A 14,575-nucleotide genomic window follows, 5' to 3' on the forward strand; every position below is an offset into this window, starting at 1 on the left:
TTTTCGTGGGCCTCACACTATTCCCGATCCCGGGACCATTGCCGCGACAAGGTCATGACCCGACGACGGAGATCTCATGTCGGCGAACTGGTTCTGCCCTGCCGAAATGTCCGGCCTCGGGGCATTCCGGCATCCTTCGCATCGTTGACCGCTTGCGGCCGCGGCACAGATCGGAACAGGCCGGTCCTCGACGGAATGCTTCACCTGGGGCTCGGGAACGGCTTCATGGCAAGTGCTCTCGTCCAGAAGCCGCATGTCCCGAGAGACGGAACCAAACCAGCACATCGACCTCTTCCTTTCTGGGTTGCCGAGAAGACGGCGCAGGCCGCGCCTGCGGCCTGCGCCCCGGTTGCGATCCCTAGACAGCGACCACCGAGTGACGGAGCCTGCCGATACCGTCGACACCAGCTTCGATCACGTCTCCGGGCCAGACCCATTCCTGCGGATCGCGCCCCGCCCCCACACCGTCCGGCGTCCCGGTGGCGATGATGTCGCCGGGCTCCAGCGTGATGCCGGCACTGATGTCGGCGATCAGCGCAGGAACCTTGAACAGCATGTGACGGGTGTTCGACTTCTGCTTCACCTCACCGTTGACCGTCAGCCACAGGTCGAGGCTGTGGGGATCGGCGATCTCGTCGGCGGTGACGATGCAGGGGCCGAAGGGCGCATACGTGTCCTGCCCCTTGGAGAAGATCCACTGGCTCGCCCGGCGGCAGTCGCGCGCGCTCATGTCGATCATCACGCTGTAGCCAAAGACGCAGGACAGCGCGTCCGCCTCGGTGACGCGGCGCGCGGTGCGGCCGATGATCACCGCCAGCTCGACCTCCCAGTCCAGTTGCCGGGTGATCCTGGCGTTGTGCTCGATGGCGTCGCCCGGGCCGACGACCGTCGTCGGCGGCTTCGAGAAGATCACCGGCTGCTTCGGCAACTCCTTCGAGGTATCGAGCGTGCGCGCGGATTCGGCGACATGCTCGACATAGTTCAGGCCTATGCCGAAGATGTTCTTCCGCGGCCGCGGGATCGGGGCGAGCAGCTTCACGTTTCCGGCCGGCACCGCGACGCCGGCCTGCCAACGGCCGCGCGTGTCGGCCAGCGCCGTCCCCAGCACGGCCAGTGCGGCCGGCCCCAGGTCGATCAGGTCGAGCATCCGGGACGGCAGGGGAAAACCCGCCTGCGCGCCCAGGCGTTGGGCATCGACGACCAGATCGCCGTCGAGGACACCGAGACGGGCTTCCGCCTCGGTATTGCTGCGATAAGTGACAAGACGCATGACGATCTACCTCAGGTCAGGATCGGCTGATGGCCGTCGTTCTCGCCGAACGCCTGCTCGCGATAGAGGCCGAGGGCATTGATCGTCGGCGAGTCGTTGAAGTTGAACAGGCACGCGTCCTCACTGTTCGAGGCGTTGCCGTGCTCGTGCCACGCCCAGGCCGGGACGCAGAAGATGTCACGCTCCTGCCAGTCGAAGCGCTTGCCGTTGATGATCGAATAGCCCTTGCCCTTCGACACCTGATAGACCGCGCATCCGGTGTGGCGATGGGCCCTGGTGTGCTCGCCGGGCCGCAGAAGCTGCATCGCCGCGCCGGTGGTCTGCATCACCGGGCCGCCGGTCAGCGGGTTGACGTAGTTCATCAGGATCCCGTCATAGGGCGAGCCGTCGGTGACCTTGCTGTACTTCACCAGCGCCTCATAGGTCGGGCCCCACTCGAACTTCAGCAGCGGCGAATAGGGATTGTTCCACTCCTCGCCATAGGGCCGCAGGCCAGCATTGCCCCAGGCGGCGACCGAGTGGTTGACCGGATGAGTCACGACCTGGGTCAGGTCCTTGTGCACCGCATAGAAATTGGTCTCCAGCGCATTGGTCAGCGGGATATCCAGCCCGTCCTGCCAGATGCAGGGCTTGCCGTCCTCGACCACGCCATGCTCATGCCAGCAGCCGTTGGGGGTGATCACGAAGTCGTTGGCGCCCAGCGTCAGCTTGCGGCCGTTGACGATGGTGTAGGCCCCTGCCCCTTCCATGATGAAGCGCAGCGCCGAGGCCGAATGGGCGTGGGCCGAGGCCCGCTCGCCCGGATGCATGACCTGAAGGCCCGAGAAGAGCCAGCCCACGGCGGCGGAGTATTCGCGCCGGCCCGGGTTGTTCAGGTAAACCACCCTTCGACCCGCCTTCTCGGGCGTCACCATGCTGACGGAGCGCAGCACGAGCTCGCGCATGTCCTTGTAGCGCCACAGGACCGGAACCGAGTCGGACTTGGGCTCCCATGGCTCGATCTTGTTGGCGACGGTCCAGAGCGCGCCGGCTTCGAGCTTTTCCAGCTCATCGTAATAGGCGAGGAGCTCTGGGGTATCCTCGACGTTGGCGCGGCCGGCCACGTCTTCGCGGTAGTTCTCTCTGGGTCTGGACATCGGTATCTCCATCTTCTGTTGGGCGTCCTGCGGGTTCCCGGTCGGTGGTGAACCTCGGGACGGTCTGGTTGCGTCGAAGCTGGCTTCGCCTGCCGGGGCGCCGCTCACTGGCGGCCGGAGGAACCCGTCCCTTCCACGGCGGGCAGGGTCGTGAAGCGGCCGGCGTGGAAGACGAGCGGCTCGCCCGGTCGGCTTGCCGTACGCACCACCCGCCCGATCATCAGGAGGTGATCTCCGACGATGCGGCTGTCGTCATGCGCGCAAACAAGTATCGTCAGGGCGCTCGCGATGGCCGGAACACCCTCGGGCGTTTCGTCGATATCGACGCCGGCGAACTTGTCCTGGATCCGCGAGTTCGAGAACTGACGCGCCAATTCCTCATCACGCCGGTCCAGGACGTTGATCGTGAAGTGCTCGCAATCACGGAACACATCGAGGTTCGAGGATTGGACGCCGAGACTCCACAGTACAAGCGGCGGCTCGAGCGACAGCGACGCAAAGGAACTGATGGTCAGCCCCACCGGCCTCCCGTCGGGGGCGCGCGTGGTGACGATCGCCACACCCGTCGGATAGCTGCCGAAAAGGTTGCGCAGGGTACGCGACTGCAGATCGATGTTGCCCCAGACCTGCTCGTTCGAGGACGGCGGCGCGGCTATGGTAGAGCAATAGGACATGTGCCTCTCCCGTTGGCTGGTTTCGAAATCCGGACTGCCAAGTCCCGGCTTGCTCGTGCGACGATCATCGAGCGCATGTTTCGTCGTTCCCGTCTGTCGGGTGCGTGACATGCCTCGCTGCCGAGAAGACACGATGCGAACTGTCGTGCCGCCCACGGACGAAATCCGCGAGATCGCCGCGCAATTCGCGGCTGATCTCTTCGAAAGCTCCGCCTTGCCATCCCGCCAGCATCGGCGCGTCATCCCAGTCCGCCCGGTTGCCGAACTGGAACGGCAGGTCGATACAGTGGACCGCGCCGAAACCGGGCTGCCCGGCCTCCACATCGAACTCGCGCGAGATGACGGGCCGACCGCGCTTGCGGGCCTGCGTCGCTATCTCGTTGGCGAAGCGGCCGAACTCCAGCCAAGACGACAGTTCAACGGCCTCGGCATAGCGAGAATCCCAGTGCCGGGGAGCCGGATGGTGCGGAACGGCCTCCCTTCGGCAACGCGCCCGCAACGCTTCCATGAGCATGTCGCCCGCCGCCGATCCAGGCTCCAGCGGCGGCAGGAATACCGACATTTCATGCCGGGTGATGCGGACGTAGAGCGCGTCGGCATGCAGGTGCTCAGCCGCGCTGGTCGCACTTTCCAGAATGCCGGCCGCTTCCCCCGACAGCATGGGGAGGTACATCGGCGGCATGGCGCCGGCGATACGCGGCGTTTCGCTCAACACCTGCGCGGCCGCACGCAGCAGGCTCTCACTCCCCGGCGCGGCTCCGGATTCGCGCCGGATTGCCTCAACCCGGTTCGTGAAGGCCACGCGATGGTCAGGCGTCCACGGCTTGATTTGCGGGATGCTGAGAATTGCCGCTTGGCGGAACAGACCTCTGGCCTCCGGCAGGCTGGCAAGAGCCCAGGCATACCAGGCACCCGCCGACTGCCCGCCGAGCGTCACCCGATCCGGATCGCCCCCAAGCTCCGCGACGTTCTGCCCGACCCATCGCAGGGCCTGCAAAAGATCTCCGAATGGCCGGTGGTCCTGGTCGGCATCATCGTCAGGAGCGAGGTGACCTGCCGGGCCAAGCCGGTAGTTCACGGTGACAACGACAATTCCTTCGCAGGCCAGCCGTTCGCCGCGATACCAGCGCATCGCACCGCCGCCGCTCGCCCAGGCCCCGCCATGGACGAAGACCAGTACCGGGAGGCCTTCGGCTCCCTCCGGCGCCCACACATTGAGGTAGAAGGCCTCATCGTCCTGGGGATTGATACGGCCGGCGGGACCCGTGACGATTTCCAGCCGGCTGGGAAGCTGCCGGAAGACCGGCACGTCCGTCAGGCCCGCCACATCGAGTTGCCCCGATGCGGCGGTCGCCTTCGAACGCGGACGCTTCGCATCCGACAGCCGCGCGTAGCGGATTCCGTAATAGCAGGCGACTGCGTCGCGCAATTCGCCCACCCACGGCCCGCGAACGAGCGGGTTCCCCTGGGCAACGGACGGCACAGCCTCTCCCGTTCGCGCAATGCGCGTTCCGACGGAATCCGACATGTTACGTCTCCTTAGACCAGCGGCGTCGGCGGCTCGACACCGAGCAACGCAGCCCCGCCGATCTCGTAGCCGAGCGGCGCGGCGGCCATGGCGTGGCGCACCCCGGTCTGGACGTCCCGGTACAGCCGGCCGATCGGGTTGGCGTCCGCGAAGGTCGCGGTGCCATGCAGCCAGGCAATGTCGTCCATCGCCTCGGACAGGTTCTTGGTGGCATGGGCGATGTCATTGCGGATGCCCGCGCGCGCATCGCGCGACATCGGCACGATCCCGCGCGCGGCGACGTCAATGGTGTCGCAGGCGCGGCGCAGGAACATCGCTGCGGTGTCGATCTTGGCGCTGGCCGCGCCGATCCCCTGGGCGAAAGCGCCCGACGTGTTCTGGGGGGCGTATTTCGAATAGGTCACCGGCCGTCTGGACGCAGCCTCGATGGTCAGGTCGAGCGCCGCACGCGCCGCTCCCAGAGGACCGGAGACGATCACCGTCGGGAACATCGAAACCGGCGCAAGCCTTTGCAGAAACGAGGCTTCGGCCGAAGCTTCCAAGTCCGGACCCAGCATCACGCCCGCCCGCACCACCTGATCGGCCGGAACGAACTGGTCCTTGGCAACGAATGTGTTGCTGCCGGTGCCGCGCATCCCGATCGTGTACCAGGTATCCTTGATCGTGTACTGGTCCTTGTGCAGGATGGCGTAACCGAGCTCAGGCTCTGCGTCGGGCGTCTCTTTGATCGAGACCACGCCGAGCGCCCAATTCGCATGGAAAATGTTCGACGCAAAGGGCCATTCACCGCTGACGCGATAGCCATCCCCTTCGCGCACGGCGATGCTGCCGGGGGTGACGATTACCGAGGCCATCCGAAGCGGCCCGCCACCGGCCCACAGCCGCTCGATCACCGCTTCGGGAAAGCGCAGCGGCAACATCACCGAGACGTTCGAGATGACGCTGATCCACGCGGCATTCGTGCAGTAGTAACCGATGGTGCTGGCCGCCTCCAGCAGCATCCGCGCTCCGCCCTCATGGCCCCCGAAGCGCTTGGGCGTGTTGATCTTCAGCGCTCCGATCGAGGTCAGCGCCTCGACGCATTCATCGGGGACGCGCCGTTCGCGGTCCGCCTTGGCGGCGTTCTCGCGCAGCAGCGGCCCGATGCCGTGGATGCGCGCGACCAGCTCATCGGTCGCCAGAGTCTTGTCCAGGATGTTCATTCTTGTTCCCCGTTGCCGAAGCCGAAGGCATTGTTAACCTCGGCCAGATCCATGATTTCACGCACTTCGACGATCTTGCCGTCGCGCACCTTGAAGATGTCGACGATCTCGTGCTCGACATCGACGCCGCCCTGCGTCGTCGCGGTCTCGAAAAGGTGCAGGATGCCGACCCCTTGCGCCTCGTCCGCATAGCTGCCCAGCAGTTTCATGTTCAGGCTGCCCGGCCTGAACGCGGTCGCGAGACCACCCAGAAGTTCCCCCAGGAATCCAGCCCAGCCGTGATAGGTCTTGGCGATGGGGCACGTCCGGCCGACCACCGTCCAGGTGAAATCCTGGTCCAGGACCTTTTTGAGCGCTTCATGGTCGCCCGCTTTATGGGCGGCCCAGAAGCCTTCGATTGCGTCCTTGACGCTCATTGGTTCCTCCCGTTGATTTCGGTCGATTGCGACGCGGCAGCCCTTCAGACGAAGGGAACCTCATGCACCGCAGCCAGACGGGCCATCTCGTCCCGGTCGGTCATGCCGTCGATCTTCTGCATGTATTCGTAGAAGCGACGGGTCGGGGAGACGACGACCAGCGCGGTCACATCTCTGTCGGAACGATTGTAGATGGCGTGAGGAACGCCCATGGGCATCGTCAGATGGGTACCCGGGCCGGCCGTGATCTCCTTGCCGTCGAGTTCGAAAACCATCGTTCCTTCCAGCATGTGGAAGAACTCGTCCTGCGTGTCATGGATATGGCGCGGAACGAAGGTTCCGGCAGGAAAGACCGCATGGATGGCGAAGGAGGTCTGCGTGACGTGCAGCGGGGTGTAGATCTGCCCCAGGATATCCCACTTCTGAGCCTTGAAGCCCTCTTCGACCGTTACCGCACCCAAACTGACGTCCATGAGTATCCTCCCTGTTTGATGTCGTGTTTCATTTTGCTGACGTGCGCTGCTCAGATCATGAAGCGCATGGGCGAACCCCGCTCGACATGCCGAGCGATGCTTTTCACCGGCAAGCACGGCGCAACTTGAGCCTTGCAAGAATCCGTTTGCCTAAGTCCTGGCCCCACTCGTCATGTCTTCTTCCCCCGACGTTTTTCGGTGCCTTCTGCACTCGGTTAACGGCCCGATATAAGCAAATCGCGCATGGCGAGTCCTGCATGTTGGTGCACAAAACGCTCTGAACTTTGTGCACTCTGCTGGCCATGGAAGCGGTGGCCTTGCAAGGCGGCAGGGCCTCGTTTACGCTTTCGAGCGGGAGGTGAAGCGCTGTGCCATGATCACTATTCTATCCACGGAGCACGTTGCTCCGTCCGCTCAGTTCGGCATCTTCAGCAAGGCAATCCGCAGGATTGCCGATCTCACGGCGCATCGCCTGGACAGCAGGCCTTTCAACGCCAAGATCCAGATCGCACGGATCGGCCTGGTCGAGTGCTCATTCATAGACAGCGATCCAGTCATCATCGAACGCGGCTTGTCCAACATCGAGCGCGACAAGGGGAATGACTACTTTCTCGCCCTGCAAGTTGCGGGCATAGGCACCGTTCGTCACCTGGGACGGGACATGCGCCTGAAGCCCGGAGACTACTCTATCTTCGATAGCGCACTTCCCTATTCTATCGAGGTGGATAGCCCGGTTCAGCGAATTGTACTGCGCTTTCCGAAAGAAGAGTTCTTGCGTCGGGGCATGCTGACCGACACCGTTTGCGGGCGTATCTTCAACGGTGAAAGCGGCACGAGCGGTCTCGTTTCACGGATCGTGCGCGCCCTTCAAAGTGAAAAGGCCGACAGCTTCCCCGAAATCGGGCATTCCCTTGCTTCCGCGATGCTGGATCTGATTTCGGAGGCGGAAAGCGAAGACGGCGCCAAGGCCCAGACGACCAGGTCGAACGACCAGATACTCAGACGCATCCGCATGATCGTCCTGGAGAATCTCGCGGATCCCGACATGTCGGTTTCGCAGATTGCCGAGAAAGCCGGTATTTCGGTCAGGTACATTCACAGGATATTTGGCTCGACAGGAACCACGCTGCACAAGTGGATTGAAAACGAGCGCCTGGACCGGGCTTATCAGGCATTGAAAAACCCCAACCATCGACATCGTACCGTGCAGGACATTGCCTTCAGCAATGGATTTAACGACTCGGGCTATTTCAGCCAGCGGTTCGGCAAGAAATACGGCAGGAGCCCAAGTCAGGTCAGAACCGAGAACTGTCCCTAGAACTGCGCCTCGCTATTGGCGGGCGAGCAGGCTTCCATCCGGGAATTCCGAATGGCTGAGCCGCTGCCCCCGCTTGCGGGTTTCGCCCTCCGCGACGCCTCAGCCTCCTGCTGTTGGCTGTCCGGGCGGAAACGCATGGAAGACAGATGTTGAATGGTGAAGGAACGGGTGCAGGATTCATCCACCGACACCTTGAATGGGCACAAAACTGGCATCTGTCGTGCACATAGTTGCAGGACAATATTGAACCCTCCCGCTCTACTGCCGTGATCGTTGCCCGCCCTCCCGACCCGACGGGTCGAACAGGGCGGGTGCAGTTCTCGTCCAGGGGAGGAAAAATGAGAACGCTGTCCAAAACCCTTCGCGCGTCACTTCTGAGCGGTATGGTCGCCCTATCCACACCCGTCGCGGCGCGCGAGCCCGGCGTCCCGACCTCGATGCCCCCGGGCGCGAGCATGGGGGTGCCCGTCGGTGCATCGCCGCCGCCTGGGCTGTATTTCAGCAGCCGCAGCGGATATGCCGACCTCAGCCTCTACGACGGGGACGGCAACCGGCTGGGCGCTGACGTCACGGTGAAGGACACCGCCCTGCAGTTTCTCTGGGCGCCCGAACTCAATCTCTGGGGCGGGCAATACAAGGCGTTCGTGACCGTCCCGGTACTCGACCTGGATCAGACGCTCTCGCCGCCCTTCGGAACGGGAACGGCAGATCGGCTCTCCCTCGGCCAGATCGAGGTCCATCCGTTCGATCTCTCCTGGCAGGTCGCGCCGGGAACCTTCGTCAGCACGGGTTTCAGCGTCTTCGCCCCGACCGGGAGCTGGGATGCGACGAAGCCGGTCAACACGCAGGGCAATTTCTGGACCTTCGCACCGAGTCTGGGCTTCAGCCACCTTCGCGACGGATGGAACCTTTCGCTCAATGCGATCTACTTCACGAACACGCGCAACGAGGACAACGACTATCGATCGGGCGACGAAATCCAGTTGCACATGACGGCAATGAAGGACTTCGACGGTTGGAGCATCGGCCCTGTTGGATACTACCGCAAGCAGGTCACGAACGACGACAACAAAGGTCTCGCCTTCGGCGGAACCATCGCCGGCAAGGCTGAGCAGCTCGGGCTCGGCCTAGGTGTGACGCGGCAGTTCGGGCCGGTGCAGGCGAACCTCATCTATACCAGGGACGTGATCCACCGGAACACTCTCGGCGGCAATCGGCTCTGGTTGAACTTCACCGTTCCGTTCGGAAATTGACCCTTCAAGCGGCCCCTGGCCGGGGCCGCTTTTCCATCCCGGTCAATGGCAGATATCTTCCCGTGTCACGGCTGAAGCGTGTCGCATCTGACCAGATCGGGATTCCGGTCTGCCGTGACCTGCGATTCACTTGACGTGCCCTCCCGGAATGGCCTCGGTTTGAGAGGATACCGTGAACCGGGCCGTGAAGGAGAAATGCCATCCGCAGCGTCGGCCAAAGGCGGCGCTGCGGCTATCGTCGCCTGCTCCCACGGCATTCCTGTCAGCGGGACTGGACGGCTTTCAGTTCCTGAACCGACTCTGATCAACCTTGAAAGGGTCCTTCCAGGGACTGCGCACGCAGCAGCGTGGCGAGGATATTGCTTTGGAGCAGCAGATCGCCACCCGCTGTCCGTGCACCTTCATTCGCCAATCTGTCGAGCGCTGCGAGAAGGCCCTGAGCGGCGGTGCGCAGCGCTTCCATTCGGGCCTCGTCGCAACGCAGTTCCTCCAGATCGCCCGCGGTCATGCCGCCAAGTCCGGCTGGTGTGCCGGCTCCGGCGTCGGTGTAGCCTTCGGGCAGGTCGCCCTTCAGATTGCGGACGACGCGCCGCTCGATGGCGTCGAGAATCTGGTCGATCGCCTGTATCGCTCCCACCACGCGGGTCGGGTGATCCGTATCCGCGGCGGCGTGGGGCAGCAGCGACAGCCTGGCGCCATGCTCCGGGACTATGGACAGATACGGAGCCATAGGGCCGGACAGCGCGCCGCTCGACGGGTCCCGAAAGAGATCGGCATCTATGGCTGCGTGGGAGACCCGCCCTGAGGAAAGGGCGGCGGCGAGAGCCGGGACATCGACCAGCTCGCCGCGATCATAGTTGATGAGCACGGCCTCCTCGGCGAGCGCCGACAGCACCTCCGCGCCGATCAGCCCGGCATTGGCGTGGCCTTCCGGTCCGAGCGGCCCGAGGCCGACATGGACGGAAAGCACGTCCGCGTCGGCCGCGGCTTCAAGGAGGCTGGCCGCATGGATGAAGCCCTCGCTCTCGATCCACGCCCTATGGTGCGGGCGGGCGAAGATGCGCACCGTCATCCCGAAAGCCCGGGCGAGCTTCGCCACTTCCCGGCCGATATTGCCGTAGCCGATCACCGCGAAGGTCCGGCCCTCCAGCTTGGCGGTCGGAAAGCGGACCAGATCGGTCCCGGTGTCGAAACGGCCCGCAGCCACCAGCGCGTTCATTTCGTCAACCGGCAGGTCGGGGCGCACCCTGAGCAGCGCCTTCATCACCATCTGCGCGGTGGCGCGTGCATTGATGCCGGGCGTGTTCATCAGCGGGGCGATGCCGCCCCGGCCATCGCCGCCGCCCCAGCTCGCGGACCCCATATTGCCGGTTCCGGTGCCGATCCGAACGCCGCCGAGATCGAAGCGCGTGCCCTTCGGCAGGAACGTCGCCGCCGCAATGACGGCATCGTAGAGACCGTCTCCCGCCTCGGCCAGAAGCTCGGCCTCGGTGGAGAGCATGGGCTGATAATAGAAGTGTGGCCTCCCGGATTCAGGAGCCGGCATGGCACGCGCCGAGCCTTCATGGAAAACGCCGCCCCGGGACTCGACATGCGCCTTGACGGCGGAGTGGTCCGGAAACCCGTCCGGGCCGATGGCAAGGCCCACCAGATCGGCGATCAATATCCTGGGCGTGGTCCTGTCGGTCATCTTTCCTCCTGCCGCGAAACGGTCGGGCGTCCCACCGTTTCGTCGGGATATTTCAGAACAGTTCGGAGACGAACTTGGTGCGCTGGAAGGCTTCCAGCCCCTCGATACCGCTCTCGGAACCGAAGCCGGATTCGTTGACGCCGCCGAACGGTGTCTCGGGGGTCGAGATCATCGTGTGGTTCACGCCCACGAGACCGGCTTCCAGCGCCATTTCCGCATCGCGCGCGGTCGCGCCATCCTTCGTGAAGACAAAGGAGGCAAGGCCGTAGGGCAGAGCGTTCGCCCGGGCGATGACCTCATCGAAGGTCGAGAACGGCACGATGGAGGCGACGGGACCGAAGGGTTCCTCGGACATGATCCGGGCGCTTTCCGGCACGTTGGAAAGCACGGTCGGCGCATAGAAATTGCCCGGCCGGTCCAGACGCTGGCCTCCGGCAAGCAGTTCGGCCCCCTTGCCGACGGCATCGTCGACCAGCGACTGGATGGCGTCGCAGCGGCGCGGGGCGATCATCGGTCCCATCTGTGTTTCGGGATCGAGCCCGTTGCCGAGCTTCAGCGCGGCGGCCTTCGCGGCCATGCCGGCGGCAAAGGCACCCGCGATGCTCTCATGCACGAAGAAGCGGGTGGGCGAGGTGCAGACCTGCCCGGCATTGCGGAACTTGGCGGCGGCAAGCGTCGCCACCGCGTGGTCCACGTCGGCATCCGCAAAGACCAGCACCGGGGCATGGCCGCCGAGTTCCATCGTCGTGCGCTTCAGCGTGTCGGCGGCCCGCTTCTGCAGGAGCTTGCCCACGGCAGTGGAACCGGTAAGGGACACCTTCCTGGGGATCGGCGAAGCGAGAAGATGGAGCGAGACCTCGTCCGGCACGCCGAAGACGAGATTCAGCACGCCCTTCGGCAGGCCGGCGTCCTGGAAGCAGCGGGCGAAGGCCACGGCCGTGCCGGGGGTTTCCTCGGCGGTCTTGAGGATGATCGAGCAGCCGGCGGCGAGCGCGCCGGATATCTTGCGGATCACGTTGGAGGCCGGGAAGTTCCAGGCCGCGAAAGCCGCGACCACGCCCACCGGCTCCTTGTAGACCATCTGGCGCTGGCCCGGAACGCGGCCCGGTACGATGCGCCCATAGGCGCGCTTGCCTTCCTCGGCATACCAGCGCGTCGCTTCCGCCGAGAAGGCGACCTCGCCCCTGGCCTCGGCGAGCGGCTTGCCGTTCTCCATGGTGAGGATCCGGGCGATGGTCTCCAGCCGCTCGTCGATCAGGTCGGCGGCCTTCATCATGATCTTGTAGCGATTGACCGCCGGCAGCGCCTTCCAGGGGCCGAATGCGCGATCGGCAGCGGCGAGCGCCGCGTCGAGGTCGGCGGCCGACGCATGCGGCACCGTGGCGATCTCCTCGCCGGTCGCGGGATTTACGAGCGGCTGGCCCTTGCCCTCGCTGCCCTTGCGGAAAACGCCGTCGATCAGCAGGTCGATTGTTTCTTCATACATCGGTTTCTCCTTGTCCGGCGCATGGCCGTGTTGCCGCGCGGGCCCGATCAGAACCGGGACGAGCGGAAATGCGATATGTCGATGGAGGTCGGCCGACCGGCGGCAAGCTCCGCCACCAGGCGGCCCGTCACCGATCCGCCCATCAGGCCCTGATGGCCGTGGCCGAAAGCGAGGATGACGTTGTCGTGGCGCGGGGTAACCTCGATGACCGGGATGCTGTCCGGCGTGCCGGGACGGTTGCCCATCCAGCGCTCCATGCCGCCGAGGTCGGCTCCGGGGAACATGTGGCGTGCCTGGCTGAGCAGGATATCCGCCCGCCGCCAGTTCGGCGCAGCCTCCGGCCGGGCGAATTCCACCGTGCCGGAAAGACGCAGTCCCCCCTCCATCGGCGCGGCGACGAACTTGCGCTCGGCGGCGTTGACGTTGACCTTCAGTCCCGTGTCCGCGTTGGGCAGCATGATGTGATAGCCGCGCTCGCTGATCAGCGGAACGCGCACGCCGACCTGCCGAGCGAAGGGCGCGGAAAACGCACCGGCGGCGATCACCACCTTGTCGGCCGGGATCACGCCGGCCTCGGTCGCGACGCCCGCCACCCTGCCCCTCTCCAGCACGAGCGCCCTTGCGCTTTGGCGGGTGAAGACAGCGCCCTTGCCCGACGCAAGCCGCGCGATGGCGGAAACGAGCCGGCCCGGATTGGGGCACTGGCCCTGCTCCGGCAGGAAGACGCCGGCGCGATAGGCCGGCGAGATGGCCGGCTCCAGCTCTCGCATCTGGCGGGCATCGAGAATCTCGACCCTGACGCCGCGCTCGCGCCGCATGGCGATGGAGAGCGCGCTGCCTTCCGGGCCTTTCGGGTTCTCGTAGGCGAAAAGCTGGCCGCGGTGAAGGATCAGATCCTCGCAACCCGCCTCCTTCACCAGCGGCTCATAGCAGGCGAGCGTGAGCCGGTTCAGCGCGATCATCCCGTCCGATATGCGCTTCACGCGCGAGAGACGGGAATTGGCGAGGAAGCGGAGGAGCCACGGCAGGGCGTGGGGAAGATCGAGGAGACGCAGCCCGATCGGCCCCTCCGGATCGAGCAGCATGCCCGGCACCTGGGCTGCGATGCCGGGCATGGCATTGGGAATGCAGGAGCCCGGTGAAAGCCCTCCCGCATTGCCATAGGAGCATTGTCCCGGACTGCCGGGATCGAGCGGGTCGACAACCTCGACCGCGAAGCCTTCGTCAGCAAGCGCGTTGGCCGCACAGACACCGATGATGCCCGCGCCGATGACGATCACTTTTTCGCTGCGACGCGACTGGGTCATCTTCCCGCTCCCTTCCTGCCAGCCTCAGGGCGCGTCCGGCGCCGGCTTGCCAGCGCGGAAGGCCGGCAGCGCGCGTGCATAGGCGATCTGCAGCATGCGGAAATCCGAGAGATAGGCGATGAACTTGTAGCCGAGGTCGCGCATCTTCTGCCCGTACTCGACCGAGCCGACATGGATGCCCGGAACGACGCCGGCCTTGATGCAACGGTCGGCGATCAGCGCGATCGCTTCGTTGACGTCGTCCCACTTCGGATCGAAGCCGGGCGTGTGTCCCATGGACACGGCAAGGTCCGACGGGCCGACGAAGATCGCATCGAGGCCCGGCGTGGCGAGGATCTCGTCCAGATTGGCGACGCCGTCCTTATGCTCGATCATCGCCATGGTGATGACCGTCTTGTTGGCATTGGCGAAATAGTCCGCACCGCCGTAGAGGCCCGCGCGGATCGGTCCGACGGAACGGCCGCCCTCGGGATAGTAGCGGCAGGCCTCGACGAAGGCGCGGCATTCCGCGGCGGTGTTGACCATCGGCACGATCACGCCGAAGGCGCCGGCATCCAGCACGCGGCCGATGATCGCCGGATCGTTCCACGGCACGCGCACGAAGGGCGTCTTGTCGGTGGTGGAAATCGCCTGCAGCATCGACAGCATGTCGGAATAGTCCGCGCAACCATGCTGCATATCGACCGTGACAGCGTCGAAATCCTGCTGCGCCATCATCTCGGCGGAAAGGCCGGAGGGGATCGCCAGCCAGCCAGTGACGGCGCATTCGCCTTTGGACCAAAGGGTCTTGACCTTGTTCTCACGCATTTCGGGCTCCTCTTA

General features: G+C 64.8%; 13 protein-coding genes. 2 read left to right on the forward strand and 11 right to left on the reverse strand.

Translation table 11 applies throughout. The features are described 5' to 3' along the window. Nucleotides 1-358: 358 nt before the first annotated feature. The 7 genes from L0976_RS15385 to L0976_RS15415 form a co-directional block, all read right to left on the reverse strand. Nucleotides 359-1,270: a fumarylacetoacetate hydrolase family protein gene (locus L0976_RS15385; protein ID WP_234188175.1), complete on the reverse strand. Its 912-nt coding sequence runs from the start codon at nucleotides 1,268-1,270 to the stop codon at nucleotides 359-361. An 11-nt stretch (nucleotides 1,271-1,281) separates the two neighbouring features. Further along, nucleotides 1,282-2,406, reverse strand: coding sequence for a cupin domain-containing protein (locus L0976_RS15390; RefSeq protein WP_234188176.1), 1,125 nt, complete (start codon nucleotides 2,404-2,406; stop codon nucleotides 1,282-1,284). Between the two features lie 104 nt (nucleotides 2,407-2,510). After that, complete coding sequence (locus tag L0976_RS15395) at nucleotides 2,511-3,080, reverse strand: flavin reductase family protein (RefSeq protein WP_203317791.1); 570 nt, start codon at nucleotides 3,078-3,080, stop codon at nucleotides 2,511-2,513. 64 nt (nucleotides 3,081-3,144) lie between these two features. Continuing rightward, a complete protein-coding gene (locus tag L0976_RS15400) occupies nucleotides 3,145-4,608 on the reverse strand; it encodes a carboxylesterase family protein (RefSeq protein ID WP_234188177.1) in 1,464 nt (487 codons plus the stop codon). Between the two features lie 11 nt (nucleotides 4,609-4,619). After that, nucleotides 4,620-5,810 carry an acyl-CoA dehydrogenase family protein gene (locus L0976_RS15405; RefSeq protein ID WP_234188178.1) on the reverse strand — a complete coding sequence of 397 codons (1,191 nt, stop codon included), beginning with the start codon at nucleotides 5,808-5,810 and terminating at the stop codon, nucleotides 4,620-4,622. Then, the gene (locus tag L0976_RS15410; RefSeq protein ID WP_234188179.1) at nucleotides 5,807-6,226 is read right to left on the reverse strand and encodes a nuclear transport factor 2 family protein; all 420 of its coding nucleotides are present in this window, start codon (nucleotides 6,224-6,226) and stop codon (nucleotides 5,807-5,809) included. The genes L0976_RS15405 and L0976_RS15410 overlap by 4 nt, the downstream gene beginning before the upstream one ends. 44 nt (nucleotides 6,227-6,270) lie before the next feature. Next, a complete protein-coding gene (locus tag L0976_RS15415) occupies nucleotides 6,271-6,699 on the reverse strand; it encodes a cupin domain-containing protein (protein WP_234188180.1) in 429 nt (142 codons plus the stop codon). 373 nt (nucleotides 6,700-7,072) lie between these two features. Here L0976_RS15415 and L0976_RS15420 point away from each other — a divergent pair, with 373 nt between their 5' ends. Then, a complete protein-coding gene (locus L0976_RS15420) occupies nucleotides 7,073-8,017 on the forward strand; it encodes a helix-turn-helix domain-containing protein (protein WP_203317786.1) in 945 nt (314 codons plus the stop codon). 338 nt (nucleotides 8,018-8,355) lie between these two features. Beyond that, nucleotides 8,356-9,270 carry a transporter gene (locus L0976_RS15425; protein ID WP_234188181.1) on the forward strand — a complete coding sequence of 305 codons (915 nt, stop codon included), beginning with the start codon at nucleotides 8,356-8,358 and terminating at the stop codon, nucleotides 9,268-9,270. 304 nt (nucleotides 9,271-9,574) lie between these two features. Here the strand turns inward: L0976_RS15425 and L0976_RS15430 are convergent, their stop codons facing one another. From L0976_RS15430 to L0976_RS15445, 4 genes are read right to left on the reverse strand one after another with little or no spacing between them, the layout of a single operon-like run. Further along, nucleotides 9,575-10,960 carry an NAD(P)-dependent oxidoreductase gene (locus L0976_RS15430; RefSeq protein WP_370643689.1) on the reverse strand — a complete coding sequence of 462 codons (1,386 nt, stop codon included), beginning with the start codon at nucleotides 10,958-10,960 and terminating at the stop codon, nucleotides 9,575-9,577. A 52-nt stretch (nucleotides 10,961-11,012) separates the two neighbouring features. Beyond that, nucleotides 11,013-12,446, reverse strand: coding sequence for an NAD-dependent succinate-semialdehyde dehydrogenase (locus L0976_RS15435; protein ID WP_234188182.1), 1,434 nt, complete (start codon nucleotides 12,444-12,446; stop codon nucleotides 11,013-11,015). Between the two features lie 47 nt (nucleotides 12,447-12,493). Continuing rightward, entirely contained in the window at nucleotides 12,494-13,753 is a 1,260-nt protein-coding gene (locus L0976_RS15440) for an FAD-binding oxidoreductase (protein WP_234188183.1), read from the reverse strand. A 24-nt stretch (nucleotides 13,754-13,777) separates the two neighbouring features. Beyond that, a complete protein-coding gene (locus L0976_RS15445; RefSeq protein WP_234188184.1) occupies nucleotides 13,778-14,560 on the reverse strand; it encodes an HpcH/HpaI aldolase/citrate lyase family protein in 783 nt (260 codons plus the stop codon). Nucleotides 14,561-14,575: the final 15 nt, after the last annotated feature.

It is taken from the genome of Shinella sp. NM-101 (assembly GCF_021401195.1).
Classification (GTDB): domain Bacteria; phylum Pseudomonadota; class Alphaproteobacteria; order Rhizobiales; family Rhizobiaceae; genus Shinella.